Origin of the sequence: Amycolatopsis kentuckyensis, from assembly GCF_041679295.1 — a bacterium.
Taxonomy (GTDB): domain Bacteria; phylum Actinomycetota; class Actinomycetes; order Mycobacteriales; family Pseudonocardiaceae; genus Amycolatopsis; species Amycolatopsis kentuckyensis_A.
In genome coordinates this window covers 63,470-85,120 of record NZ_JBGDMD010000002.1, presented here as the reverse complement: position 1 = coordinate 85,120, position 21,651 = coordinate 63,470, and the positions used below count along the sequence as shown (strand labels likewise).

The following is a 21,651-nucleotide window of genomic DNA, read 5'->3' as shown; positions in this document are numbered from 1 at the left end:
CACCTCCCCCGATCCATCCACCTGAAATCACGCTAGTCACAGGAGTAACAGATCGGGCGGAGGCTCGCCGGGTTCGATCACGGAAATGCCTCACCGGATTAGGTGAAACTCACAGCATGTGGTAACGCGCTCACTGCGCCGGGTGGGTAATCACCCTCAGGTGTAGTCGGCACGTCCCGACGCCACCAGCCGCGACACCAGGCCGGCTCCGGTCTCCTCGCGCGTGATGGCGAAGCAGTAGTGGTCCCGCCAGCCCCCCGCGACGTCGAGGTACCGCTCGAACAGGCCCTCCTGGCGGTAGCCCGCCTTGGTGAGAACCCGCAGGCTGGCGACGTTTTCCGGCCGCACGGTGGCCTCCAGCCGGTGCAGCCCGGCCAGTCCGAAGGCGTGGTCGGTGACCAGCGCGACGGCGGCCGTCGCGACCCCGCCGCGGACCACCTCCGAGGACACCCAGTAGCCGATCCAGGCCGACCGCAGCGACGCCCGGATGACGTTACCCACAGTGATCTGGCCCGCAAGCCGCCCGTCGAGGGTGATCGTGAAGGGCAGGCACTGACCACGGCGAGCGAGCGAACGCAGCGCCGCCCACTGCGACGGCCACGACCAGAAGGCGTTGCGTTCCGGCCACGGGCCGACGCCGGTCGGCTCCCACATCTCGAGGTGCGCCCGGTCGCGGAGCCGGATCCGGCTCCACTCGCCCGCGTCGCGCAGCCGCACCGGCCGGATCGCGACCACCCCGGCGGGCACCCGCAGCGGGCCGAGCCGGGCCGGCCAGCCCGGGTGCCGGCTCTCGACCGGGTAGGACACGCCCGTCACGGAGTTCATCAGGCCCGTTGCGCCAGGAAGGTGACCTGGACCTGCTCGCCCGCGGGGACGTCGGTCAGCTCTTCGGGCACGTTGATGAGGCAGTTCGCCTCGGCCAGCGACGCCAGCAGGTGCGCCCCGGACTGGCCGAGCGGCTGGACGAGGTACTCGCCGTTGGCCTCGTCGCGCAGGAGCTGGCCGCGGAGGAATCCGCGCCGCCCCTCGGTCGAGGTGATCGGCGACAGCAACCGCGCCCCGACGATCCGCCGGTGCGGGTTGCGCGTCCCGCGCGCCGCCCGGATCAACGGCCGGACCAGCACCTCGAACACGACCAGCGCGCTCATCGGGTTGCCGGGGATCAGGAACGTCGGCACCGAGTCGGGGCCGAGCCTGCCGAACCCCTGCACCGACCCCGGGTGCATCGCGACCCGCGTCATGTCGATCCGGCCCAGGTCGGACAGGGCGGCGTGGACCTCGTCGCCGGTGGCGCCCCCGGCGCCGCCCGCGACCACGACGATCTCCGACATCAGCAGCCGGCCCTCGACGATCTCCCGCAGCCGCTTCGGCTCGCTCGGCACGATGCCGACCCGGCTGACCTCGGCGCCCGCGTCCCGCGCGGCCGCGGCGAGCGCGTAGGAGTTGACGTCGTAGACCTGCCCGACCGACGGCGTCCGGTCGATGTCGACCAGTTCGTCACCGACCGACACGATCGACACCCGCGGCCGCGGGTAGACCAGGACCTTCGCCCGGCCGACCGCGGCCAGCAGGCCGACCTGCGCCGAGCCGATCGTGTCGCCGCGGCGGACCGCGACGTCCCCGATCTGGACGTCCTCGCCCGCCCGGCGCACGTACCCCGCCGACGGCACCGAGCGGTGCACCGTGACCTTGGCCTGGTGCCCGTCGGTGTAGGCGAGCGGCACGACGGCGTCGGCGAGCGTCGGCAGCGGCGCGCCGGTGTCGACGCGCACGGCCTGGCCCGGCTGCAGGCGCCGCGGCTGGCGCGAGCCCGCCGCGATCTCGCCGACGACCGGCAGTTGCACGGGTTCCTGCCCGGCGGTGCGCACGTCGACGCTGCGCACGGCGTAACCGTCGATCGCGGCCTGGTCGAACCCGGGCAGCGCGTGCTCGGCGACGACCTCCTCGGCGCAGAGCAGCCCCTGGGCCTCGGAGATCGCCACGCGCACCGGCTGCGGCCGGACGGCGGCTTCCAAGGTCATCGAGATCTGCGCGTCGACCGAGCGCAGCTCGGCTTCGTCCCCGGCCGCTTCCGGCCGCGCCGCGTCGAGGGATTCCGTCATGGGCGATCTGTCCCGATCCGTTCCGTGAGCCACGCCCGTAAAGATGGACCGTACTCGGGCGTTTCAAGCGCGAAGTCGACCGCGGCGCGCAGGAAACCACCCGGATTCCCCAGGTCGTGGCGTCCACCGCGGTGGACGACGACGTGCACGGGGTGCCCTTCGGTGATCAGCAGCGCGACCGCGTCGGTCAGCTGCAGCTCGCCGCCGCTGCCCGGGGTGATCCGCTTCAGCGCGTCGAAGATCGCCCGGTCGAGCAGGTAGCGGCCGGCCGCGGCGTAGGTCGAGGGCGCGTCCTCCGGCTTCGGCTTCTCGACCATGCCGTGCACGCGCTTGACGTCTTCGTCGTCGGTGTCGGTGACGTCGAAGACGCCGTACGGCGAGATCTCGGCCTTCGGGATGTCGAACGCGCAGAGCACGCTGCCGCCGAACTCGGCCCGGACCGCGCTCATCTTCTCGAGCACGCCGGTGGGCAGCACCAGGTCGTCCGGGAGCAGCACGGCCACGGCCTCGTCGTCCGGGCGCAGGTTCGGCTCGGCCTGCGCGACGGCGTGGCCGAGGCCGAGGGCCTGCTCCTGGATGGCGGTCTCGACGGCGAGGAGGCCGGAGCCGCGGCGGACCTTCTCCAGCAGCGCGTCCTTGCCCTTGGCCTCGAGGTTCTGCTCCAGCTCGGGCTGCTTCTCGAAGTACCGGACGACGGCGTCCTTGCCCGGCGAGGTCACGATGACCAGGCGTTCCGCGCCCGCGGCGGCGGCTTCGGCCGCGACCAGCTCGATCCCCGGCGTGTCCACCACCGGCAGCAGTTCCTTGGGCACGGCCTTCGTCGCCGGGAGGAAGCGTGTCCCCAGGCCGGCGGCCGGCACGATGGCGGTTCTGAACGTCTGGGAGGTTGCGGCGCCCGTCATGGGCGCAAAGCCTAACGTGAGGTCATGCACGCGCTGGGCAATGAGCACCTGAGCAAGGCGGAGTGGCGTGACCGGCTGACGCGCGCGCGGGCGGACCAGACGGCCGAATCGCACGCCCAGGAGGCGTCGGCGCTGGTCAGCGCGGTGTCGAAGGTCACATCCGGCACGGTGTGCGCGTATCTCCCGTTCGGCACCGAACCGGGCACGACGGCGCTCGTCGACACGCTCGCGGCGGGCGGCGCGCGCGTGTTGCTGCCGGTCATCCTGTCGCGGACGGACCCGCTCGACTGGGCCGAGTACACGGGCGAGGCCGACCTGGTGCCCAGCCGGTTCCGCGGGATCCGCGAGCCGGGCGGAAAACGCCTGGGTACCGACGCTGTGGGGGCGGCCGAGCTGATCTTGGTGCCCGCGCTGGCCGTCGACCACCGGGGCGTCCGGCTCGGCCGGGGTGCCGGCCACTACGATCGCTCGCTGGTGTTCGCGGCGCCCGGGGCGGTGCTGCTGGCCGTCGTCCGGGACGAAGAGCTGGTCGAACGGCTGCCGGGGGAACCTCACGACGTCCGCATGAGCGGGGCCTTGACGCCGGGTCGAGGCGTGCTCGAGCTGCCGATGTGAGCAACGAGGAATTGCTTTCGGGGAATGCTTTCAAGCACAATTGGGTTAGCACTCTGGTCGGATGAGTGCCAGCAAAGGAGCCGTCAGTGCCTACGTACCAGTACGCCTGCAAAGAATGCGACCACCGGTTCGAAGCCGTGCAGTCGTTCTCGGACCCCAGCCTGACCGTGTGCCCGCAGTGCTCCGGCGCGCTGCGCAAGGTCTTCAGCTCGGTCGGCGTGGTCTTCAAGGGCAGCGGGTTCTACCGCACCGATTCGCGCGACTCGAGCAAGTCGAGCACCGCGTCGACCCCGGCGAAGACCGAGACCAAGACGGAGACGAAGTCCGACACGAGCTCGGCATCGTCCTCCGCGGGTACGACGAAAACGACCGCCGCGGCCTCCTGAGGCGCCGAGTTATCCACAACACCCCAGTTGTCCACAGGTGCCGGACGTGGTCCTTCCGGCGGCCCGTCCGGCTTCCCTAACGTCGATCTCGTGCGGCACACCGCCGCACCCGATCCGGCCGAGGGGGCACCGTGGACGTCCTGGCGAAGTTCCACCCACCTGATCTGACCCGGCTGCGGGGCAGGCGGACGCGGCTGCTGCGCCGCTGGCTCGCCGTCTGTCTGCTGCTGGCCGGCGGCCTGCTGTTCGCGTACCCCGGTTCCGCGAGGGGCGAACCGACGACCCCGACCGTCGTCGCGGCACGCGACCTTCCTTCCGGCTCGGCGCTGCGCGCTTCTGACGTCCGGCTGGCCGACCTCCCCGACGCCGCCCGTCCAACAGGCGCGTTGACCACCCCGTCCGCTGTGGACGGCCGGCTGCTGGCGGGCGCCGTCCGCGCCGGCGAACCCTTGACCGACGTCCGGCTGGCGACGTCCCTCCCCGGCGCGGGTGATCCCTCGACGGCGACGGTCCCGGTGCGCCTGGCCGACGCCGGCGTCGCGGAGCTGCTGGAGCCCGGCGGCCACGTCGACGTCGTCGCGGCCCCCGAACCGGGCGTTCCCGCGTCAGTGCTGGCCGGCGGGGCGACGGTGGTGGCGGTCGGGCCGTCCGCGGCGAAGGGGCCCTTGGTGCTGCTTCGGCTACCGGAGGAGGTGGCGACGAGGGTGGCGGCGATTTCACTGGAGCGACCGGTAACGGTTACTCTCCGCTAGCCCCCACCAGCCCGTTCTCGAGGAGAGCAAGTGTTCAAGGGTTTCAAGGACTTCCTGATGCGCGGCAACGTCGTCGACCTCGCCGTCGCGGTGGTCATCGGCTCGGCGTTCACGGCCATCGTCACGGCGTTCACCAACGGCCTCATCAAGCCGCTGATCAGCACGATCGGCGGCACGGACGCCGCGAAGGGCCTCGGCTACCAGATCTTCGACAACAACGAAGCCACGTTCCTCGACTTCGGCGGCGTGATCAACGCGGCGATCAACTTCGTGCTGGTCGCGGCGGTGGTCTACTTCGTGATCGTGCTGCCGGTGAAGCACGTCCAGGAGCGCCGCAAGCGCGGCCAGGAGCCGGGCCCGTCGGAGCCCACGGACGTCGAGCTGCTCACCGAGATCCGCGACCTGCTGCGCGCCCAGTCCCAGCGCGACAACGGCCGCGACTGAGTGGGGTCACCGATCGTGGTGCGGCGGCCGGTTCTCCCGGTACCAGCCGTCCGGGAGCCCGGTACGCCGCTCGACGTCCCGCTCATCGGAGGTCGTCTCGGGCAGGACGTCCCCGAAGATTTCATCGACCCGCCGACGCTGGTCGCTGCTCGTCTTGGGATCACGCTCGGGGCCGGCCATGCCCCAAGTCTCCCACGACACGTTGATTGACAACTCCAGAGCGAATCCCCACGGCGGCGCCTCACACCTCGTCGCGCGCCGAGCCCGGCGACCAGCCACCTCGCGACCGCCGTGGCCGCACCTCAACGCCGGCGACGAGCCCGCACCTCGTCCCGCCATCCGCGGATTTGGTCCTCGCTGTGCAGGAATCCGGCACCCGGCCCGTCGGGGAGGTCGACGCCCCCGAGCAAGTCGAGCGCCCACAGCTGATCCGCGTCGAGGTCGACCCGGCCCTCGAAGTCGTCGCTGAGCCATCGCATGGCCCAGCGATCGGCCGCGTCGCGGCTGATCCGCCCGGTGAAGACACCGTCGAACCAGGCCTCGATCTCGCTCAGGTCCGGCCCGGTCATCTCACCTCCATACGCCAGGCATGCTTCAGGCCGGGAGCGACACCTCATCACCCCCGGCCCGGCAAAGTGCGGATCAGACCTCTTCGAGACCCGAAAGCTCGTCGATCACGTGCGGCACGAGCGAGGTCAGCGTCGCCATCCCGTCGCGCACCGCGGACCGCGACCCGGCAAGGTTCACCACGAGGGTGCTGCCGGAAACCCCGGCGAGCCCGCGCGAGATCCCCGCGTCCACGGCCCCGGCGGCCAGCCCGGAAGCCCGGATCGCCTCGCTGATGCCCGGGAGCGGCCGGTCGAGCACACCGGAGGTGGCGTCCGGAGTCCGGTCACGCGGCAGCACACCGGTGCCACCGACCGTGATCACCAGGTCGGCGCCGCCGATCACGGCGGTGTTGAGCGCGTTGCGGATACCTGCGGTCTCGGCCTCGACGACCACGACACCGTCGACGATGAAGCCCGCTTCTTCGAGCAGCTCCGTGACCAGCGGGCCAGTGGTGTCCTCGTGCTCGCCGTGCGCCACGCGATCGTCCACGATGACCACGAGGGCCCGGCCCAGCCGTTGTGCACTCCGTTCCATGCCGCCACCGTAGTCGGTTTCGCCATCCCGCCGCCGAGAGATGCCGGGTGAGTTCTGACGATTCCGTGACGTGCCATCTCAGCCGTGAGCGGGCTCGGGCGAACGCCCCTAGCGTGGCCGGTGTGCGCGTACTGGTCACCGGCGGAGCCGGGTTCATCGGGTCCCACATCGCCGATCTGCTCGCCGACGGCGGTGACGAGGTCGTCGTGCTCGACAACCTCCTCCCCACGGCCCACGGCTCCCGCACCCCGCCGTCGTACTCCGGCAGGCACCGGTTCCTGCGCGGCGACGTCACCGACGCCGAGATCGTCGCCGAACTGCTGGACGGCGTCGACGCGGTCTGCCACCAGGCCGCGGTCGTCGGGCACGGCGTCGACCCGTCCGACGCGCCGTCGTACGCCCTGCACAACGACTACGGCACGGCGGTCCTGCTGGCCGGGATGCACGCGGCCGGGGTGCGGAAGCTGGTGCTGGCGTCGTCGATGGTCGTCTACGGCGAAGGCCGGTACGCGTGCCCGGACCACGGCCTCGTCCCGCCGTCGCCGCGCCGGGCGTCCGATGTGGACGCCGGCCGGTTCGAGCCGCGGTGCCCGGTGTGCGACGCCGAGCTGAGCTGGCGGCTGGTGCCCGAGGACGCGCCGCTGAACCCGCGCAGCACGTACGCGGCGACGAAGCTGGCGCAGGAGCACCTGGCCGGCGCGTGGGCCCGCCAGACCGGCGGCACCGTGTGGGCGATGCGCTACCACAACGTCTACGGCCCGCGGATGCCGCAGAACACCCCGTACGCGGGAGTGGCGTCGCTGTTCCGCTCGGCCCTGCTGCGCGGCGAAGCACCGCGTGTCCTGGAGGACGGCCACCAGCAGCGCGACTTCGTGCACGTCCACGACGTCGCCAGGGCGAACGTCCTGGCGCTTCGGACAGCCGGCCCGGAAGGCGACATCACGCCGGTCAACGTCTGCTCCGGCACCCCGCACACGGTCGGCGAGCTGGCCGAAGTGCTGGCGCGCGCCTGCGCCGGCCCGGCGCCGGAGGTGGCCGGCGGCGCCCGCCCGGCCGACGTCCGCCACGTCGTCGCCGACCCGGCCCGCGCTCGCGAACTGCTGGGGTTCAAGGCCGAGATCGGCTTCGAGGAGGGCATCGCCGGCTTCGCGACGGCCGAGCTGCGCGCACCGGTGCAACCCGGGGAATAGTTCGATCACAATCGAACTTGGCACGGTCATGCAGCGGATCACGGTGGGCGGCTACGCGATCGAGGCACTGACCGACGGGCTCGTCCGGCTCCCGACCCCGTTCTTCCCCGGCCTCGACCCGGCCGAGCACCCCGGAGTCCTCGATCCCGACGGCACGGTGCACGTGCCCGTCGGCGGGTTCCTCGTCCGCGGCCAGGGCCGGACGATCCTGGTCGACGCCGGGTTCGGCCCGCGGGAGATGGGTTACCCGGACGGCATGGCCCCGGCGGGCGGCGACCCGGGACCGATGGGGGTGGGAGGCGACCTCCTGACAGCCTTGGATGAGGCGGGCGTGCGACCCGAAGACGTCGACACCGTCTTCGTCACGCACCTGCACTCCGACCACGTGGGCTGGCTGGCACCCGAAGGCACGCCGGCCTTCAAGCGGGCGCGGATCGTCCACGGCGCCGCGGACTGGGAGCCGCTGATCGGCGGGCTGCCCCACGACGACTGGAGCCGCGTCGGCCTGGAGGCGGTGCGGGCGGCCGGCAGCGTCGAGGCGATCCACGGCGACGCCGTCGCGCTGGCCCCGGGCATCACCGCGCGGCACACGCCGGGCCACACCCCCGGCCACTACGTGCTGGACGTCGAGGCGGACGACGAGCGCCTGGTCCTGCTCGGCGACGTCATCCACACGCCCGTGCAGCTGCGTGACGACCGGGTCCGGTTCATCGGCGACTTCGACCCGGACGAGGCGGCCCGCACCCGGCAGCGCTGGCTGGCCGAGATCGCGGGCACGAACACGGTGATCGCGGCCGCCCACTTCCCCGGGATGGAGTTCCTGCGGCTCGGTCCGGACCGCACACCTCGCGCCGTCTAGGACATCGCCAGCGGCAACCGGACCTCGAACCGGCACCCGGGCCCGTGGTTGTGGACGCCGATCTTCCCGCGGTGCGCCTCCACGAGCCCCTTGGTGATGGCCAGGCCGAGCCCGCCGCCGCTGGTCGTCCCGCCGCGCTCGGGCGTCCGGGCCTGCGTCCCGCGGAAGGCGACGTCGAACACGCGGGTGATCTCGTCGTCCGGGATGCCGCCGCAGGAGTCGTCGACGGCGAGGAGGGCCTCGTCGCCGTCGACGCCGATCTGCACCGCGACCGTCCCGTCCGGCGGGGTGTGGCGGATCGCGTTGGACACCAGGTTCCGCACGATCCGGGCCAGTTCCGGGTCGCTCCCGGTGACGACCGGCCAGGTCGACGCGTTGGCGAGCACCCGCACGCGCTTCCGCTCGGCGACCGGCGACTGGGCGGCGACGGCGTCGCTGACGACGTCTCGCAGCGGCACCGCGGACATCGTGAGCTCGAGGGCGCCGGCGGTGATCCGCGAGAGTTCGAACAGGTCGCCGACCATCGCGGACAGCCGGGTGGTCTCGCCGCTGATCCGCTGGGCGTAGTCGGCGACCTCGTCGCGTTCGGACACCACGCCGTCGGCCAGCGCCTCGGCCATCGCCTGGATGCCGGCCAGGGGGCTGCGCAGGTCGTGGCTGATCCAGGCGACCAGTTCGCGCCGCGACGCCTCGGCCGCGCGCTCGCGGTCGCGCGCCTCCCGTTCCCACACACTGCGGCGCGCGATGGCCCGGCCGAGGATGATCGCCGCCGGCACCGTGACGACGGCGACGAGCAGGCAGACCAGCAGCATCGTGGTCAGCGCCGGGGTGAACATGAACCCGCTGACGCCCAGGACGCCGACCAGCGTGGACAGCACCGGGATCAGCACCAGCACCGTGAGCGTGGTGGCCAAGGAACCCCGGCGCAGGAGGTAGAGCACCACCCCGCCGAGCGCGGCGATCGGCAAGGAGAAGAGCAACGCCAGCGGCAGGATGTGCCATAGGTGCGTCAGCGTCTCCGCAACGGATTCACCCGGTTCGATCACGGCTGCTCCCGGTCGTAGCGGTAGCCGACTCCCCACACCGTCGCCACCCTCGTCGGTTTGGCCGGGTCGCGCTCGATCTTCTCGCGCAACCGTCGCACGTGGACGGTCACAGTGGACTGATCGCCGAAGTCCCAGCCCCACACCTTCTCGAGCAGGTCCGCGCGCGAGTAGGCGACGCCGGGGTGGGCGAGGAAGAACGCCAGCAGGTCGAACTCCCGGCTCGTCAACGGCAGTTCGCGGCCGGCGAGCGTCGCGGTGCGCGCGGTCATCTGCAGGCGCAGGTCGCCGTCCACCAGCTCGGCGGCGGCCGGTTGCGGACGCGGCATCCGCGCGCGGCGCAGCACCGACGCGACGCGGAGGGCGAGTTCCTTGGGGCTGAAGGGTTTCGTGACGTAGTCGTCGGCGCCGAGCTGGAGCCCGGCGATCCGGTTCTCCTCCTCACCGAGGGCGGTGAGCATGACGATCGGTACCTGGCTGACCTGGCGCAGCCGCTTGCAGACCTCGAGCCCGTTGATCCCCGGCATCATGACGTCGAGGACGACCAGGTCCGGCTCGTGGGCGGCGAACTTGGCCAGCCCGTCGGCGCCGTCGCCGGCCTGGTCGACGGTGAAGCCGGCGACCTCGAGGTAGCGGCGGACGACGTCGCGGACCGTCTCGTCGTCGTCGACCACGAGCACGCGCCCGGCCTGATCGTCGTTCATCACGTCTCCCTCACCAGCCGGTCAGCAACAGGTGGTTGGCCGCCAGGGCCGTCGCCGCCTGGGCGGCGAGCCACCACCGGCGTCCGGGCCGCGGCAGCAGGGCCGTCAGCGGCAGCAACCACACCCCGAACGGTAGCCAGATCCGTTCGGTCTCGGCCTTCGACAGGCCCGAGACGTCGGCGAGCACGATGGTGAGCAGGGCGGCGAGGCCCAGGAGCAGCACCGGATCGGCGAGCAGGGCTCGACGCGGGCTGGGCAAGAAGGCGTCGGCGAGGCCACGCCGGAGCGCGGCTATCACCGCGGGACCGAGGGCGACGGTCACCGCGGCCAGGTCCGCCCACACCCAGTACGAATAGGGCCGCACCAGCGCGACGCCCTGGTAGTAGCGCTCGACGACCAGGTGGTAGCCGTCGAGCCACCAGAACCCGGCCCAGGCGAAGACGCCCACGACGGCCAGCGCAGCCGCGACGGCCAGGACGGCGGCTCGCCACTGCCGGCCGAGGACGGCCACGGCCACCGCGAGCAGGCCGAGCAGCACGAGGCCGTACGACAGGAAGATCCCGAAGCCGAGCAGCACGCCGGCCGCCAGCCCGGCCGGCCCGGCGTACCGGCGACCGTCGGCGAACCCGCGCGCGGACAACGCGAGCAGCGCCAGCCCGGTGGCGGTCGTCCCGGCGAACAGGCCGTCCGCCGACACACCGATCCACACCGCGCCGGGGGTCAGGATGGCGAAGGGCAGGACCACGCGAGCCGCGTCGGGCCGGCCGAGCAGGGCGACCGTCGCGGGCACGGCCACCGCGACCAGGCTGCCGACGAGCACGACGGCCGTCGCGGCCCAGGCGCCGCCGTGCAGGCCGAGCCGGTCCAGCCAGACGAAGACGAGCGTCGCGCCCGGTGGGTGCCCGGACACGTGCGTCGTCCACGAATTCGGCTGGAAGTCGAGGATGCGGGAGGAGAACTCGCGCAGCATCCGCGGGATGTCGGTGATACCGGGGACCTCGTGGAGGTACTCCTGCGGAATGGTCAGGTGCCCGGCGAACCCGCGGGCCCAGCCGTCGACCATGGCCAGCGAGAAGATCCAGGCGAGCGAGGCCAGGTAGCCGACGGCGAGCGCCCGGCGCCACGGGAGGCGGGCGGCCAGCGCCGGCCCGTGCAGCACGACCGCGGCGGCGATGAGGACGGCGAACACCGAGCCCGGGCCGACGTGCGGCAGCCAGTCCGCGAACAGCGGAGGCGCCGACACGAAGATGACCACGCCGGAGTGCGGCCGGTTGTAGTAGGTGCCGACCGCGGCGGCCGCGGCGACGAGCAGCACGGCCGCCGCGACAGAGAGGAGATCGGCCCGGGTGGCGCGGCGTCCGGGCCGATCGGGTGCCGGGTTTTCGGGTTCGCGGGCAGGCGGCTCGGCGAGCCGGGCTGCCGGGTTCGGCTCGCTCATCGCTGTCCACCATAAGCCCGCGAGCGGCGTTCGGCGGGCCGGCCGGGGCAGCCGTAACGACGCGGTAAGAACTCGTCACTCGTCATGATTCAGTAAGGAGCGCAAGGGTTTTCCACGGTCCATCCCGGACTTACGGTCGGCGCCGTGACTGACTCAGGAGTGGACGTGGTCCTCCCTTGCCTCGACGAAGCGGGCGCCCTCCCCGGCGTGCTGGCCGGGCTGCCGCCGGGCTACCGCGCGATCGTGGTCGACAACGGTTCGGCCGACGGCTCGCCCGAAGTGGCGGCCTCCCTCGGTGCGAAGGTCGTCCACGAGCCGCGCCGCGGTTACGGCGCGGCTGTGCACACGGGCCTGGAAGCCGCCACCGCGGACATCGTGTGCTTCGCCGACGCCGACGAGTCCCTGGACCTGCGCGACCTGCCGCGGCTGGTGACCGCGGTCGAGGGCGGCGCCGACCTGGCCGTCGGACGGCGGGTGCCGACCGGGCCCGGCGTGTGGCCGTGGCACGCGCGCGCCGGCAACTTCGTGCTGGCACGGCTCCTGCGCCACCGCGGACTGCCGGTGCGGGACATCGCGCCCCTGCGAGCCGCGGACCGGCGGGCGCTGCTCGGCCTGGGCATCACGGACCGCGCGTTCGGCTACCCGCTCGAGCTGCTGGTCAAGGCTCAGCGCGCCGGGTGGCGGGTGCGCGAGTTCGACGTCCGCTACGGCGAACGCGCCAAGGGAACGAAGTCGAAGGTCTCCGGGTCGGTGCGGGGCACGCTGCGCGCGGTCCGCGACTTCGGGCGGGTGCTGGCGCGATGACGGCGAAGTTCGTTCTGCTGGTCGTGGCCAAGGCGCCGGTGCCGGGGCTCGCCAAGACCCGGCTGTCTCCGCCGGCGACCCCGGCGCAGGCCGCGCGGATCGCCGCGGCCGCGTTGCTGGACACGCTCGACGCCGTGTGCGCGGTCCCCGGCGCCGCGCCGGTCGTCGCGATGACCGGCGACCTCGGCGCCGCCGCGCTGGCCCCCGAAATCGGGGCGGCGCTGCGGCACGTCACCACGATTCCCCAGCGCGGCTGGGACTTCGGGGCCCGCTTGGCCCACGCCCACGCCGACGCGGCCGCGGTGCACTCGGGCCTGCCGATCCTCCAGATCGGCATGGACACGCCGCAGGTCACGCCGGCGTCCCTCGCCGAGGCGGCCGCGCCGGTCGTGGACGGCGGGCACGACTCGGTGCTCGGCCCGGCCGTCGACGGTGGCTGGTGGGCGCTGGGACTCGCCGAGCCGCGGCACGCACAGGTGCTCGCGGGCGTCCCGATGTCCCGCGAAGACACCGGCGAACGCACGATGCGCGCGCTCACCGCGTGTGGCTTGCGGCCGCGGCGGGCGGCCGAACTGTCCGATGTGGACACAATGACGGACGCTCGGACGGTGGCGGCGATGTGCCCGGACGGCCGGTTCGCCCGTGCCGTCGCGGCGGTGCGCGGGCAGGCGGTCGCATGAAGACGGCGCTTCTCGGCAACGAGTTCGACCGCGGTCTGCTCGGCCACCGGTGCTGGCTCGAACTGGCGAACGGCGAGCGGGTTGAGCTGCCGGTCGAGCGCTGGACCGCGCCGTCCGACGGCGACGAGGTGCTGCTCGACGCCTGCGGCGGCCCGACCCTCGACATCGGCTGCGGTCCCGGTCGGCTCACCGCCGCCCTGGCCGGCCGCGGGGTCGTCGCGCTGGGCGTGGACAGCTCGCGCACAGCCGTCCGGCTGACGCGGCGGCGCGGCGGGAGTGCGTTGCACCGCAACGTCTTCGACCGCGTGCCCGGCGAAGGCCGGTGGCGGCACGCCCTGCTCGCCGACGGCAACATCGGCATCGGCGGCGACCCGGTCGTCCTGCTGCGCCGCGCGGCCCAGCTGATCGCGGCCGACGGTGACGTGCTCGTCGAGCTGGAGCCGCCCGGACGCGGACTGCGGCGCGAGCGCGTCCGGCTGCGGCCGGGGCACGCCGAGGTCGCCTGGTTCACCTGGGCGTGGGTCGGCGTGGACGCGATCGCCGAAGTCGCCGCGCGCGCCGGGTTGCGCGTCGGCTGGACCACCCGGCACGGCCACCGCTGGTTCACGCGATTGGAGCGGTCGTGAAGCTGCCGATTCCCAGTGAAGAACAGTTCAAGGCGCCGGCGCACGACGAGCGCGTGACGTCGAAGATCGGCTTGGCGCTCGCCGTCACGTTCACGACCTGTTTCGTGACCGGCTTGATCAGCCACCTGATCCAGCACCCGCCGGCGTGGTTCTTCTGGCCCAGCCGCCCGGTCGGGCTCTACCGCGTCACGCAGGGGCTGCACGTGATCTCCGGCGTCGCGTCGATCCCGCTGCTGCTGGCGAAGCTGTGGAGCGTCTACCCGAAGCTGTTCGGCCGACCGCTCGTCCGCTCGCTGCCGCACGCGCTGGAGCGCCTGTCGATCCTGGTGCTCTCGGGCGCGGCGTTCTTCGAGCTGACGACGGGATTGCTGAACGTCGCGCAGAACTACCCGTGGGGCTTCTACTTCCCGCAGGTGCACTACGCGGTGGCGTGGCTGGCGATCGGCTCGATCCTGGTGCACGTGGCGGTGAAGCTGCCGATCATCCGCCGGGCGCTGACCCGCGGCGCCCCCGAGGACGAGCCATCGGCCGCCGGCCTGTCCCGCCGCGGATTCCTCCGCACCACCGGGCTTGCGACGGGCGTCGCGGTCGTCGCCACGGCCGGCGCGACGGTCCCGTTCCTGCGCGGCGTTTCCGGCCTCGCCTGGAAGACGAGCAAGGGCACGCAAGGTCTCCCGGTGAACCGCACAGCGGCGGCCGCGGGCGTCACGTGGTCGGCGTCGTGGCGGCTCTCGGTGGTGACTCCGGCCGGGACGAAGAAGTTCTCACTCGACGAGCTGCGCGCGCTCCCGCAGACGACGGCCGAGCTGCCGATCGCGTGCGTGGAGGGCTGGAGCCAGTCGGCGACCTGGCGCGGCGTTTCCCTGCCGGCGCTGCTGAAAGCCGTCGGCGTGGCGCCGGGCACAGCGGTGCGAGTGTCCTCTTCGGAGCGTTCCGGGCTGTACGGGGTGAGCGTCCTGCCCGGCGAGCACACGTCGGACGAGCTGACGTTGCTCGCCTTGGAGCTGAACGGCGAGGTCCTCGACCTCGACCACGGCTTCCCGTGCCGGATCATCGCCCCGAACCGTCCCGGCGTGCTGCAGACGAAGTGGGTAACGAAGCTGGAGGCGCTGTGAAAACCGCTCGCACGCTGCTCGTCCTGCCGGGCCTCGCGGCGCTGGCGTGGGGTGTGGTGCTGTTCGTCGAATACGCGTTCCCGCTGCGCCCGGACGTGTTCGGCACCGTGGGCTGGATCGTCGGCGGCCCGCTGGTCAACGACGGTGTGGTCGCCCCGCTGACGGCGGTGCTCGGCATCATCCTGGCCCGGGTCGTCCCGCGGCCGTGGCGGGTCCCGGTGGTCACGGGGACGGTCATCACGGGGGTGCTGCTGATCGTGGCGTTCCCGCTGCTCTGGCGCCCGTACGGAACGCCGCCGATGCCAGGCCTGCACGACGGCAACCCAGGCCTGGGGTTGGCTCTGACGCTGGCCGCGGTCTGGCTGGTAGCACTGGCTGTCCCGCTGGTCCGCCGTGTCGTTCCCGCGAGTACTCGAGGTGCCACACCGGACACGCGAACCGACACGAACGTTACGCCGGCCGCTCCTCCTGGCGCGCCAAGCGACCCGCCCGGCACGCCGGCCGAGCCATCCAGCACCGGCCCCGCCGCTCTCGGCGCGCCGGCTGAGCCGCCCGTCGACCCGCCCGGTTCGCGCCAAACCCCTCCCCGCACGCCGACCGACCCGACCGGCAAGCCAACCGACCCTCCCACCGCCTGACCCCACCTACAAATGCGGCCACGCGCGACCGGCATGGAATGCCTGGGTCGCGCGTGGCCTTGGGGGTCCGGCCCCGAGATGCGGGGGTCGAGCCGATGTTTGGTCTCGGCCGCACCAGGGCGGCCGAGCGTCTGGAAGGGATCAGTTGGCCGGGACGGGCTGGCCGCCGAGCGTCACCTCGACCGTGCGGCCGTCGGAAAGCGTGAACGTCGCCTTCTCGTCCGGGGCGCGGGTGCGGATCGCCGCGACCAGTGTGTCCGACGTGTCGATGTTGCGGTCGTCGATCTTCGTCACGACGTCGCCGGACTTGAGGCCGGCCTTCTCCGCCGGGCTGCCCGGCGTGATGGCGCCGAGCTTCGCGCCGCCCTGCGGGGCGTCCGTGACCTGGGCGCCGATGTAGGTCTGCACCGCCTGGCCGGTCTTGATGATCGTGTCCGCAGTGCGGCGGGCCTGGTCGATCGGGATCGCGAACCCGATGCCGACGTTGCCGCTCTCCGAGCCGCCCTGCCCCTGGCCGCCGGACGCCGACTGCGGGCTGTAGATCGCCGAGTTGATGCCGATGACCTGGCCGGACATGTTCGCCAGCGGGCCGCCCGAGTTGCCCGGGTTGATCGCCGCGTCGGTCTGGACGGCGTCCATCACCGTCTCCTGGCCGCCCTGGCCACCGCCCGCGCGCACCGGCCGGTGCAGCGAGCTGACGATGCCCGAGGTGACCGTGCCGGCCAGCTCGAACGGCGAGCCGATGGCGACCACCGACTGGCCGACGCGCAGGTCGTCGGACCGGCCGATCTCCACCGGGGTCAGGTTGCTGACGCCGTCGACCTTGACGACCGCGATGTCGGTCGTCGGGTCGCGGCCGACGACCTTGGCGGCGGCCTTCTTGCCGTCCTGGAACACGGCCTGGATCTGGCCGCCGTTCGCGGCGACCTCGACGACGTGGTTGTTGGTCAGGATGTAGCCGTCGGTGCTGATGACGAACCCGGAGCCTTCACCGGCCCCCTGCTGCCCGCTCACCTGCAGCTCGACGACGCTGGGCGACAGCTTCTGCGCGACCGCCTCGACCGAGCCGGCGGGCGCGTTGCCGGTCTGCTGCGCCGGCTTCGGCGCGTCGAGCGCGTTGCCGACCGGCCCGGACGTCCCGCCGGTGAAGTACCCGACCGTTCCGCCCGCGATACCGCCGACCAGCAGCGCGACCAGCGCGACGCCGGCGAGCAGCTTGCCGCCGGACCGCTTCGGCTGCGCGGGCGGCGCCGGCGGCGTGCCGTAGGCGGCCGTACCGGGCTGCGTGTAGGGGTTCGGGTTCGGGTAGACGCTCTGCTGGGTCTGGCCCGGTACGGCCCCCTGCGCGGACCAGGGGTTTGCGGTCTGCTGCGCCCCGTAGGAGGGATCGGCCCCGGTCACCGCGTGGTAGGACGGCTCCGGCGCCGAGTAGTGCGGCGTGCCGCCGGACTCTGGCGTGGCGGCCTGGTCACCGTACGGGCTCCCCGCCCAACCGCCCGGAACCGCCTGCTGGCCGGTCTCGGGGTGCCGCGGCGCCGCGGGGTCGTGCGCGCTGGGGTCGTTCTCGGTCATGTCCTCACCTTGCGCGATGGTCCTGAGAGGTTCCTGAGCCGAACCTGTGCATCGGAGATGAGTATGGCCGGATCAGCCCGCCGCGCGGAGCCGTTCCGCGATTTGTTCCGGCGTCGCGTCGTTGACCCACACCGCCATGCCCGATTCGGACCCCGCCAGGTACTTCAGCTTGTCCTTGGCGCGCAACACAGAGAACAGTTCCAGGTGGAGCCAGCCTAGCTCGCGGTCCCGGCGCACCGGCGCCTGGTGCCACGCCGCGATGTACGGCAGTGGCCGGTCGTACAGCGCGTCGCAGCGGCGCAGCACGTCGAGGTAGACGTCGGCGAAGTCGTCGCGCTCGGCGTCGGTGAGCGCGGGGATGTCCGCGACCTGCCGGTGCGGCACCACGTGGACCTCGATCGGCCAGCGGGCCGCCGGCGGCACGTACGCCGTCCAGTGCTCGCCGGACGCCACCACGCGCGCACCGGACTTCCGCTCGGCGGCCAGCACGTCGCCGAGCACCGGGCGGCCGTGTTCGGCCTGGTAGGCGCGGGCGACGTCGAGCATCCGCTCGGTCTTGGGCGTGACGAACGGGTAGCCGTAGATCTGCCCGTGCGGGTGCGACAGCGTGACGCCGATTTCCTCGCCGCGGTTCTCGAACGGGAAGACCTGTTCCACACCGGGCACTTCGGACAGCGCGGCCGTGCGGTCGGCCCACGCGTCGACGACGGCTCGCACCTGCTTCGGGCTCAGCCGCGAGAAAGCGCCCTCGTGGTCGCTGGTGAAGCAGACGACCTCGCAGCGGCCACGTCCGGGCCGCACCGGCACCAGCCCGAGTCCGTCCACAGTGGACGGCTCGCCGATGACGTCCTCGGCGAAGGACGGGAAGCGGTTCTCGAAGACGACGACGTCGTAGTCGCTTTCGGGGATTTCGCTCGGTTTTCCGGGCTTGCTCGGACACAACGGGCAGAGGTCGGCCGGCGGCTTGTAGGTCCGCGTCTGCCGGTGCGCGGCCATCGCGACCCACTCACCGGTCAGCGGGTCCAGCCGGATTTCGGACGCGGCCGCGACCGGCGGCAGGTCGCGGGTGTCCTCGGCGACGCGGTCGGGCGCGCCGGGCTGGTCGAAGTAGATGATCTCCCGGCCGTCGGCCAGGTGTCGTACGGTGCGCTTCACGCTTCTTGGGCCTCGTCCGTCTCCGCCGTCTCGGCGATCATGAGTTCCCCCGCCCGTTCGGCGAGTACTTCCTTGGCCTCGTCGGGAATCCCGTCATCGGTGACGACGACGTCGGCCTCGTCCAGGTCGGCGATCGTGGAGATCCCGACGGTGCCCCACTTGGTGTGGTCGGCGAGCACGACGAGCTTGCGCCCGGCCTCGACCAGCGCGCGGTCGGTCTCGCTTTCGGTCAGGTTCGGCGTGGTGAAGCCCGGCCCGTCGGCCATCCCGTGCACGCCGAGGAAGACGACGTCGAGGTGCAGCGACCGCAGGCTGTGCACGGCGACCGGGCCGACCAGCGCGTCCGACGGCGTCCGCACCCCGCCGGTGAGCACGACGGTGCGGTCCGGCTGCGTCGACCCGCGGAGCACGTCGGCGACCTGGATCGAGTTGGTCACGATGGTGAGCCCGGGGATGGCGTCGAGCGCGCGGGCGAGCGTCCAGGTGGTGGTACCGGCGGAGATGCCGATCGCGGTGCCGGGCCGGACGAGCGTCGCGGCGAGCTCGGCGATGGCCTCCTTCTGCGCGCGCTGGCGCACGGACTTCGCCTCGAAGCCGGGTTCGTCGGTGCTCTTGCCGACGATCGAGGTGGCGCCGCCGTAGACCTTCTCGACGAGCCCGCGCCCGGCGAGGACGTCGAGGTCGCGGCGCACCGTCATGTCGGACACGCCCAGCCTGGTCACGAGGTCACTGACCCGGACCGCCCCGGTCCGGCGTGCCTCTTCCAGGATCACCGCCTGTCGCTGACGCGCCAGCACCGCTCACTCCGTCCGTCGCACCCCAACCACACAAAATCCTACACGATTCAACACCGGATTCGCAGGATCAGCGCGGGTGAACTTCGAATGACCAGGTCACCGCAGGATCGGCCACACCACGCCCCACGCGAACAACACCACCACCGGCGACCCGAGCGCAACCCGCCACGGGTTCGGCAGTCCGTCCGCCGTGACGAGCGCCGCGAGCGCGTAGCAGCCGGCGACCACGGCGGCGAAGACCGGGAACGACGACGGGTGGAGCACGGTGGTGAGCAGCGAGAGGCCCACGAACGGCCCGCCGAGCGCGACGGGCCAGGCCGGACGGACGCGCGCCAGCGCCATGAGCGCATACGCGAGCAGCGCCGCACCGAGCACCATGAGCGGCACGGCGAGGAGCGCGACGAAGAAGCACGCCGATCCGGCGCACAGGTCCTTCGCCGGAAGCGCCCACAAGGCCAGCGTCGCCAGCAGCCCGCTCGCCGCCGCGACCACGCAACGCAGGATCAGTTCGCGGGCGGACATCCGCCGATCCTGGCCGATGCCGCCCGCGGCGTCTCGAAAACGCCCGGATCAGCCGGGCGCCCCCGGCAGCCGGATCGTCATCAGTGCGCCGCCCTCGGGCGCCTGCGAGGCGTACACCGCTCCGCCGTGCCGCTCGGCCGCGTGCTTCACGATCGCCAGGCCGAGCCCGGAGCCGGGCAGCGTCCGCGCCTCCGACGAGCGGTAGAACCGGTCGAACACCTTGGGCAGGTCCTCTTCGGCGATGCCCGGGCCGGCGTCGGCCACCTCGACCACGGCCGTGCCGTCGCCGAGCGGGTAGAGCCGCACCCAGACGGTCGCGTCCGGCGGCGAGAACTTCACCGCGTTGTCCAACAGGTTCAGCACCGCGCGCTCGAGCGAGCTGTTGTCGCCGGTGAGCACCCACGGCTGCAGCGAGACGTCGAAGTTGATCTCCCCCGCCCGCCGCCGCGCCCGGTCCAGCGCGCGCTCGACGACGTCCAGCAGCTCGACGCGTTCGAAGCGCTCGCGCGGCTCGTCCTGGCGCGCGAGCTCGACGAGGTCGCCGATCAGCTGGGTCAGCTCGTCGAGCTGGCCGCTGATGTCCGCCACGATGTCGATCCGGTCCTCGTCCGGCAGCGGCGGCGCGCCCGGCTTGCTCGCGGCGAGCAGCAGCTCGAGGTTGGTGCGCAGCGACGTCAACGGCGTCCGCAGCTCGTGGCCGGCGTCCGCGACCAGCTGGCGCTGGCGTTCCTGCGAGTCCGCGACCGTGCCGAGCATCGTGTTGAAGGTCGTGGTGAGGCGCGCGAGCTCGTCGTCGCCGCTGACCGGGATGGGCCGCAGGTCGCCGGTCTTGGCGACGCGCTCGGCGGCCGACGTCAGCCGGTCGACCGGGCGCAGGCCGGCCCGCGCGACCGCGGTGCCCGCCGCGGCGGCGACCAGGATGCCGGCGCCGCCGATCAGGAACAGCACCAGCGCGAGCTCGTTCAGCGTCCGCTTGGTCGGGCCCATCGACTGGGCCAGCACGATCGCCTCGCCGTGCCCGGACGGCAGCGCGACCACGCGGCTGTCGGTGCGGAAGTCCGTCCGCATCGACTCCGGCGAGTCGCCGTTCGCGACGGCCAGCTCGCGCTGGTCGAACGGCGGCGCCGAGCTCGACAGGGGGTAGGTCATGACGGCGTGTGCGACGTCGGGCGCGGCGTTGAGCTGCCCGATCTGCAGGTCGGCGCTGGCCAGGAAGGCCCCCGGCACCTGCCGCAGCTCGGTCTGCACCTGCGGCGACGCGACGGCCGCCTGCGCGCGTGCCATGAGGCCGTCGTCCAGCTGCTGGTAGAGGTTGCTGCGCACGACCATGTACGCGCCGATCGACACCAGCGCGACGGCGCCGGCCACGCATGCGGCGGCGAGCAGCGTCACCCGGCCGCGCAGCGAGAACCGGCGCGTCCCCCAGCGCGTGCCGCGGGGATCACCGGGCTCGCCGGCGTCGATCACGGTGGGGTTTCCCGCAGGACGTACCCCACCCCCCGCACCGTGTGGATCAGCCTCGGCTCCCCCTCGGCCTCCGTCTTGCGGCGCAAGTAGCCGACGTAGACCTCCAGCGCGTTGCCCGACGTCGGGAAGTCGTAACCCCATACTTCCTCCAGGATCCGGCCCCGCGTGAGGACGTGCTTCGGGTAGGAGAGGAACAGTTCCAGCAGTGCGAACTCGGTCCGGGTCAGGCTGATCTCGCGGCCGCCGCGGCGGACCTCGCGCGTGCCGGGGTCGAGCGTCAGGTCCGCGAAGGACAGGATCTCGGACGCCTGGCCGTTCTGGGCGTCCGGGCTGGCGCGGCGCAGCAGCGCCCGCAGCCGGGCGAGCAGTTCCTCCAGCGCGAACGGCTTCGGCAGGTAGTCGTCGGCGCCGGCGTCGAGCCCGGACACCCGGTCGGAGACGGTGTCGCGCGCGGTGAGCACGAGGATCGGCAGGTCGTCGCCGGTGCTGCGCAGGCGGCGGGCCACCTCGAGGCCGTCGAGCCGGGGCATCATGACGTCGAGGACCATCGCGTCCGGCCGGTCGGCGATGATCGCCTCCAGGGCCTGCGCACCGTCGCTGGCCAGCTCGACCTGGTAGCCGTTGAACTCCAGGGACCGCCGGAGCGACTCACGGACGGCGCGGTCGTCGTCCACCACAAGGATGCGCATGGCGTCAG

Annotated in this window: 26 protein-coding genes; 11 read left to right on the top strand and 15 right to left on the bottom strand. The window is 72.7% G+C overall.

Annotated elements, in window-relative coordinates; all coding sequences use genetic code 11:
• Window positions 1-156: 156 nt before the first annotated feature.
• Genes ACERZO_RS06215 through ACERZO_RS06205 form a run of 3 tightly spaced genes read right to left on the bottom strand, consistent with a single transcriptional unit; the run spans window position 157 to window position 3,004 of the window.
• A complete protein-coding gene (locus ACERZO_RS06215) occupies window positions 157-825 on the bottom strand; it encodes a GNAT family N-acetyltransferase (RefSeq protein WP_372663162.1) in 669 nt (222 codons plus the stop codon).
• Window positions 825-2,102: a molybdotransferase-like divisome protein Glp gene (gene glp / locus ACERZO_RS06210; RefSeq protein WP_372663160.1), complete on the bottom strand. Its 1,278-nt coding sequence runs from the start codon at window positions 2,100-2,102 to the stop codon at window positions 825-827. Before glp ends, ACERZO_RS06215 begins: the two co-directional genes overlap by 1 nt.
• Window positions 2,099-3,004, bottom strand: a complete 906-nt coding sequence (locus tag ACERZO_RS06205; RefSeq protein ID WP_372663158.1) for a UTP--glucose-1-phosphate uridylyltransferase — start codon at window positions 3,002-3,004, stop codon at window positions 2,099-2,101. Before ACERZO_RS06205 ends, glp begins: the two co-directional genes overlap by 4 nt.
• A gap of 24 nt (window positions 3,005-3,028) precedes the next feature.
• Here ACERZO_RS06205 and ACERZO_RS06200 point away from each other — a divergent pair, with 24 nt between their 5' ends.
• The 4 genes from ACERZO_RS06200 to mscL all read left to right on the top strand — a co-directional run bounded on the left by ACERZO_RS06200 (window position 3,029) and on the right by mscL (window position 5,201).
• Window positions 3,029-3,619, top strand: coding sequence for a 5-formyltetrahydrofolate cyclo-ligase (locus tag ACERZO_RS06200; RefSeq protein WP_372663156.1), 591 nt, complete (start codon window positions 3,029-3,031; stop codon window positions 3,617-3,619).
• Window positions 3,620-3,705: 86 nt separating this feature from the next.
• Complete coding sequence (locus ACERZO_RS06195) at window positions 3,706-4,005, top strand: FmdB family zinc ribbon protein (protein ID WP_372663154.1); 300 nt, start codon at window positions 3,706-3,708, stop codon at window positions 4,003-4,005.
• Between the two features lie 131 nt (window positions 4,006-4,136).
• Window positions 4,137-4,757 carry an SAF domain-containing protein gene (locus ACERZO_RS06190; RefSeq protein WP_372663152.1) on the top strand — a complete coding sequence of 207 codons (621 nt, stop codon included), beginning with the start codon at window positions 4,137-4,139 and terminating at the stop codon, window positions 4,755-4,757.
• A 30-nt stretch (window positions 4,758-4,787) separates the two neighbouring features.
• Window positions 4,788-5,201, top strand: coding sequence for a large-conductance mechanosensitive channel protein MscL (gene mscL, locus ACERZO_RS06185; RefSeq protein WP_372663150.1), 414 nt, complete (start codon window positions 4,788-4,790; stop codon window positions 5,199-5,201).
• Between the two features lie 6 nt (window positions 5,202-5,207).
• On the opposite strand, the gene ACERZO_RS06180 is transcribed toward mscL, so the two are convergent.
• The 3 genes from ACERZO_RS06180 to ACERZO_RS06170 all read right to left on the bottom strand — a co-directional run bounded on the left by ACERZO_RS06180 (window position 5,208) and on the right by ACERZO_RS06170 (window position 6,344).
• On the bottom strand, window positions 5,208-5,381 hold the full coding sequence (locus tag ACERZO_RS06180; protein ID WP_372663148.1) for a hypothetical protein: 174 nt from the start codon (window positions 5,379-5,381) through the stop codon (window positions 5,208-5,210).
• A gap of 122 nt (window positions 5,382-5,503) precedes the next feature.
• Window positions 5,504-5,770, bottom strand: coding sequence for a hypothetical protein (locus ACERZO_RS06175; protein WP_372663146.1), 267 nt, complete (start codon window positions 5,768-5,770; stop codon window positions 5,504-5,506).
• A gap of 73 nt (window positions 5,771-5,843) precedes the next feature.
• A complete protein-coding gene (locus tag ACERZO_RS06170; RefSeq protein ID WP_086678714.1) occupies window positions 5,844-6,344 on the bottom strand; it encodes a MogA/MoaB family molybdenum cofactor biosynthesis protein in 501 nt (166 codons plus the stop codon).
• 122 nt (window positions 6,345-6,466) lie between these two features.
• Between ACERZO_RS06170 and ACERZO_RS06165 the strand changes: the two genes are divergently transcribed.
• On the top strand, window positions 6,467-7,534 hold the full coding sequence (locus tag ACERZO_RS06165) for an NAD-dependent epimerase/dehydratase family protein (RefSeq protein WP_372663144.1): 1,068 nt from the start codon (window positions 6,467-6,469) through the stop codon (window positions 7,532-7,534).
• A gap of 28 nt (window positions 7,535-7,562) precedes the next feature.
• Window positions 7,563-8,393: an MBL fold metallo-hydrolase gene (locus tag ACERZO_RS06160; RefSeq protein WP_372663142.1), complete on the top strand. Its 831-nt coding sequence runs from the start codon at window positions 7,563-7,565 to the stop codon at window positions 8,391-8,393.
• On the opposite strand, the gene ACERZO_RS06155 is transcribed toward ACERZO_RS06160, so the two are convergent.
• The 3 genes from ACERZO_RS06155 to ACERZO_RS06145 are packed head-to-tail and all read right to left on the bottom strand — an operon-like array spanning window position 8,390 to window position 11,578.
• Window positions 8,390-9,439 (bottom strand): sensor histidine kinase, encoded by a 1,050-nt coding sequence (locus ACERZO_RS06155; RefSeq protein WP_372663140.1) that lies wholly within the window; start codon window positions 9,437-9,439, stop codon window positions 8,390-8,392. The two genes, ACERZO_RS06160 and ACERZO_RS06155, sit on opposite strands and share 4 nt — an antisense overlap.
• On the bottom strand, window positions 9,436-10,140 hold the full coding sequence (locus ACERZO_RS06150; protein WP_372663138.1) for a response regulator transcription factor: 705 nt from the start codon (window positions 10,138-10,140) through the stop codon (window positions 9,436-9,438). Before ACERZO_RS06150 ends, ACERZO_RS06155 begins: the two co-directional genes overlap by 4 nt.
• Window positions 10,141-10,150: 10 nt before the next feature.
• Window positions 10,151-11,578: a hypothetical protein gene (locus ACERZO_RS06145; RefSeq protein WP_372663136.1), complete on the bottom strand. Its 1,428-nt coding sequence runs from the start codon at window positions 11,576-11,578 to the stop codon at window positions 10,151-10,153.
• A 159-nt stretch (window positions 11,579-11,737) separates the two neighbouring features.
• On the opposite strand from ACERZO_RS06145, the gene ACERZO_RS06140 reads away from it, so the two are divergent.
• Genes ACERZO_RS06140 through ACERZO_RS06120 form a run of 5 tightly spaced genes read left to right on the top strand, consistent with a single transcriptional unit; the run spans window position 11,738 to window position 15,441 of the window.
• Entirely contained in the window at window positions 11,738-12,382 is a 645-nt protein-coding gene (locus ACERZO_RS06140; protein WP_372664573.1) for a glycosyltransferase family 2 protein, read from the top strand.
• Complete coding sequence (locus ACERZO_RS06135) at window positions 12,379-13,062, top strand: TIGR04282 family arsenosugar biosynthesis glycosyltransferase (RefSeq protein WP_372663134.1); 684 nt, start codon at window positions 12,379-12,381, stop codon at window positions 13,060-13,062. The genes ACERZO_RS06140 and ACERZO_RS06135 overlap by 4 nt, the downstream gene beginning before the upstream one ends.
• Window positions 13,059-13,688, top strand: a complete 630-nt coding sequence (locus tag ACERZO_RS06130; RefSeq protein WP_372663132.1) for a methyltransferase domain-containing protein — start codon at window positions 13,059-13,061, stop codon at window positions 13,686-13,688. Before ACERZO_RS06135 ends, ACERZO_RS06130 begins: the two co-directional genes overlap by 4 nt.
• On the top strand, window positions 13,685-14,803 hold the full coding sequence (locus tag ACERZO_RS06125) for a molybdopterin-dependent oxidoreductase (RefSeq protein ID WP_372663130.1): 1,119 nt from the start codon (window positions 13,685-13,687) through the stop codon (window positions 14,801-14,803). The genes ACERZO_RS06130 and ACERZO_RS06125 overlap by 4 nt, the downstream gene beginning before the upstream one ends.
• Complete coding sequence (locus tag ACERZO_RS06120; RefSeq protein ID WP_372663128.1) at window positions 14,800-15,441, top strand: hypothetical protein; 642 nt, start codon at window positions 14,800-14,802, stop codon at window positions 15,439-15,441. Before ACERZO_RS06125 ends, ACERZO_RS06120 begins: the two co-directional genes overlap by 4 nt.
• Before the next feature lie 141 nt (window positions 15,442-15,582).
• Here ACERZO_RS06120 and ACERZO_RS06115 read toward each other — a convergent pair whose 3' ends face one another.
• From ACERZO_RS06115 to ACERZO_RS06090, 6 genes are all read right to left on the bottom strand, one after another.
• Window positions 15,583-17,013, bottom strand: coding sequence for a trypsin-like peptidase domain-containing protein (locus ACERZO_RS06115; RefSeq protein ID WP_372663126.1), 1,431 nt, complete (start codon window positions 17,011-17,013; stop codon window positions 15,583-15,585).
• Between the two features lie 72 nt (window positions 17,014-17,085).
• Window positions 17,086-18,168 (bottom strand): galactose-1-phosphate uridylyltransferase, encoded by a 1,083-nt coding sequence (gene galT, locus ACERZO_RS06110; protein ID WP_372663124.1) that lies wholly within the window; start codon window positions 18,166-18,168, stop codon window positions 17,086-17,088.
• Complete coding sequence (locus ACERZO_RS06105) at window positions 18,165-18,965, bottom strand: DeoR/GlpR family DNA-binding transcription regulator (RefSeq protein ID WP_372663122.1); 801 nt, start codon at window positions 18,963-18,965, stop codon at window positions 18,165-18,167. The genes galT and ACERZO_RS06105 overlap by 4 nt, the downstream gene beginning before the upstream one ends.
• A 96-nt stretch (window positions 18,966-19,061) precedes the next feature.
• Window positions 19,062-19,487 (bottom strand): hypothetical protein, encoded by a 426-nt coding sequence (locus ACERZO_RS06100; protein WP_372663120.1) that lies wholly within the window; start codon window positions 19,485-19,487, stop codon window positions 19,062-19,064.
• A 48-nt stretch (window positions 19,488-19,535) separates the two neighbouring features.
• The gene (locus ACERZO_RS06095; protein WP_372663118.1) at window positions 19,536-20,954 is read right to left on the bottom strand and encodes a sensor histidine kinase; all 1,419 of its coding nucleotides are present in this window, start codon (window positions 20,952-20,954) and stop codon (window positions 19,536-19,538) included.
• Window positions 20,951-21,643 carry a response regulator transcription factor gene (locus ACERZO_RS06090; RefSeq protein ID WP_125312437.1) on the bottom strand — a complete coding sequence of 231 codons (693 nt, stop codon included), beginning with the start codon at window positions 21,641-21,643 and terminating at the stop codon, window positions 20,951-20,953. Before ACERZO_RS06090 ends, ACERZO_RS06095 begins: the two co-directional genes overlap by 4 nt.
• Window positions 21,644-21,651 lie beyond the last annotated feature (8 nt).

Coding starts and splice junctions, on each gene's coding strand:
- ACERZO_RS06215 (WP_372663162.1), bottom strand. CDS start 825: ATGAACTCCGTGACGGGCGTGTCCTACCCGGTCGAGAGCCGGCACCCG.
- glp (WP_372663160.1), bottom strand. CDS start 2,102: ATGACGGAATCCCTCGACGCGGCGCGGCCGGAAGCGGCCGGGGACGAA.
- ACERZO_RS06205 (WP_372663158.1), bottom strand. CDS start 3,004: ATGACGGGCGCCGCAACCTCCCAGACGTTCAGAACCGCCATCGTGCCG.
- ACERZO_RS06200 (WP_372663156.1), top strand. CDS start 3,029: ATGCACGCGCTGGGCAATGAGCACCTGAGCAAGGCGGAGTGGCGTGAC.
- ACERZO_RS06180 (WP_372663148.1), bottom strand. CDS start 5,381: ATGGCCGGCCCCGAGCGTGATCCCAAGACGAGCAGCGACCAGCGTCGG.
- ACERZO_RS06175 (WP_372663146.1), bottom strand. CDS start 5,770: ATGACCGGGCCGGACCTGAGCGAGATCGAGGCCTGGTTCGACGGTGTC.
- ACERZO_RS06170 (WP_086678714.1), bottom strand. CDS start 6,344: ATGGAACGGAGTGCACAACGGCTGGGCCGGGCCCTCGTGGTCATCGTG.
- ACERZO_RS06160 (WP_372663142.1), top strand. CDS start 7,563: ATGCAGCGGATCACGGTGGGCGGCTACGCGATCGAGGCACTGACCGAC.
- ACERZO_RS06150 (WP_372663138.1), bottom strand. CDS start 10,140: ATGAACGACGATCAGGCCGGGCGCGTGCTCGTGGTCGACGACGACGAG.
- ACERZO_RS06145 (WP_372663136.1), bottom strand. CDS start 11,578: ATGAGCGAGCCGAACCCGGCAGCCCGGCTCGCCGAGCCGCCTGCCCGC.
- ACERZO_RS06135 (WP_372663134.1), top strand. CDS start 12,379: ATGACGGCGAAGTTCGTTCTGCTGGTCGTGGCCAAGGCGCCGGTGCCG.
- ACERZO_RS06130 (WP_372663132.1), top strand. CDS start 13,059: ATGAAGACGGCGCTTCTCGGCAACGAGTTCGACCGCGGTCTGCTCGGC.
- ACERZO_RS06115 (WP_372663126.1), bottom strand. CDS start 17,013: ATGACCGAGAACGACCCCAGCGCGCACGACCCCGCGGCGCCGCGGCAC.
- ACERZO_RS06100 (WP_372663120.1), bottom strand. CDS start 19,487: ATGTCCGCCCGCGAACTGATCCTGCGTTGCGTGGTCGCGGCGGCGAGC.
- ACERZO_RS06090 (WP_125312437.1), bottom strand. CDS start 21,643: ATGCGCATCCTTGTGGTGGACGACGACCGCGCCGTCCGTGAGTCGCTC.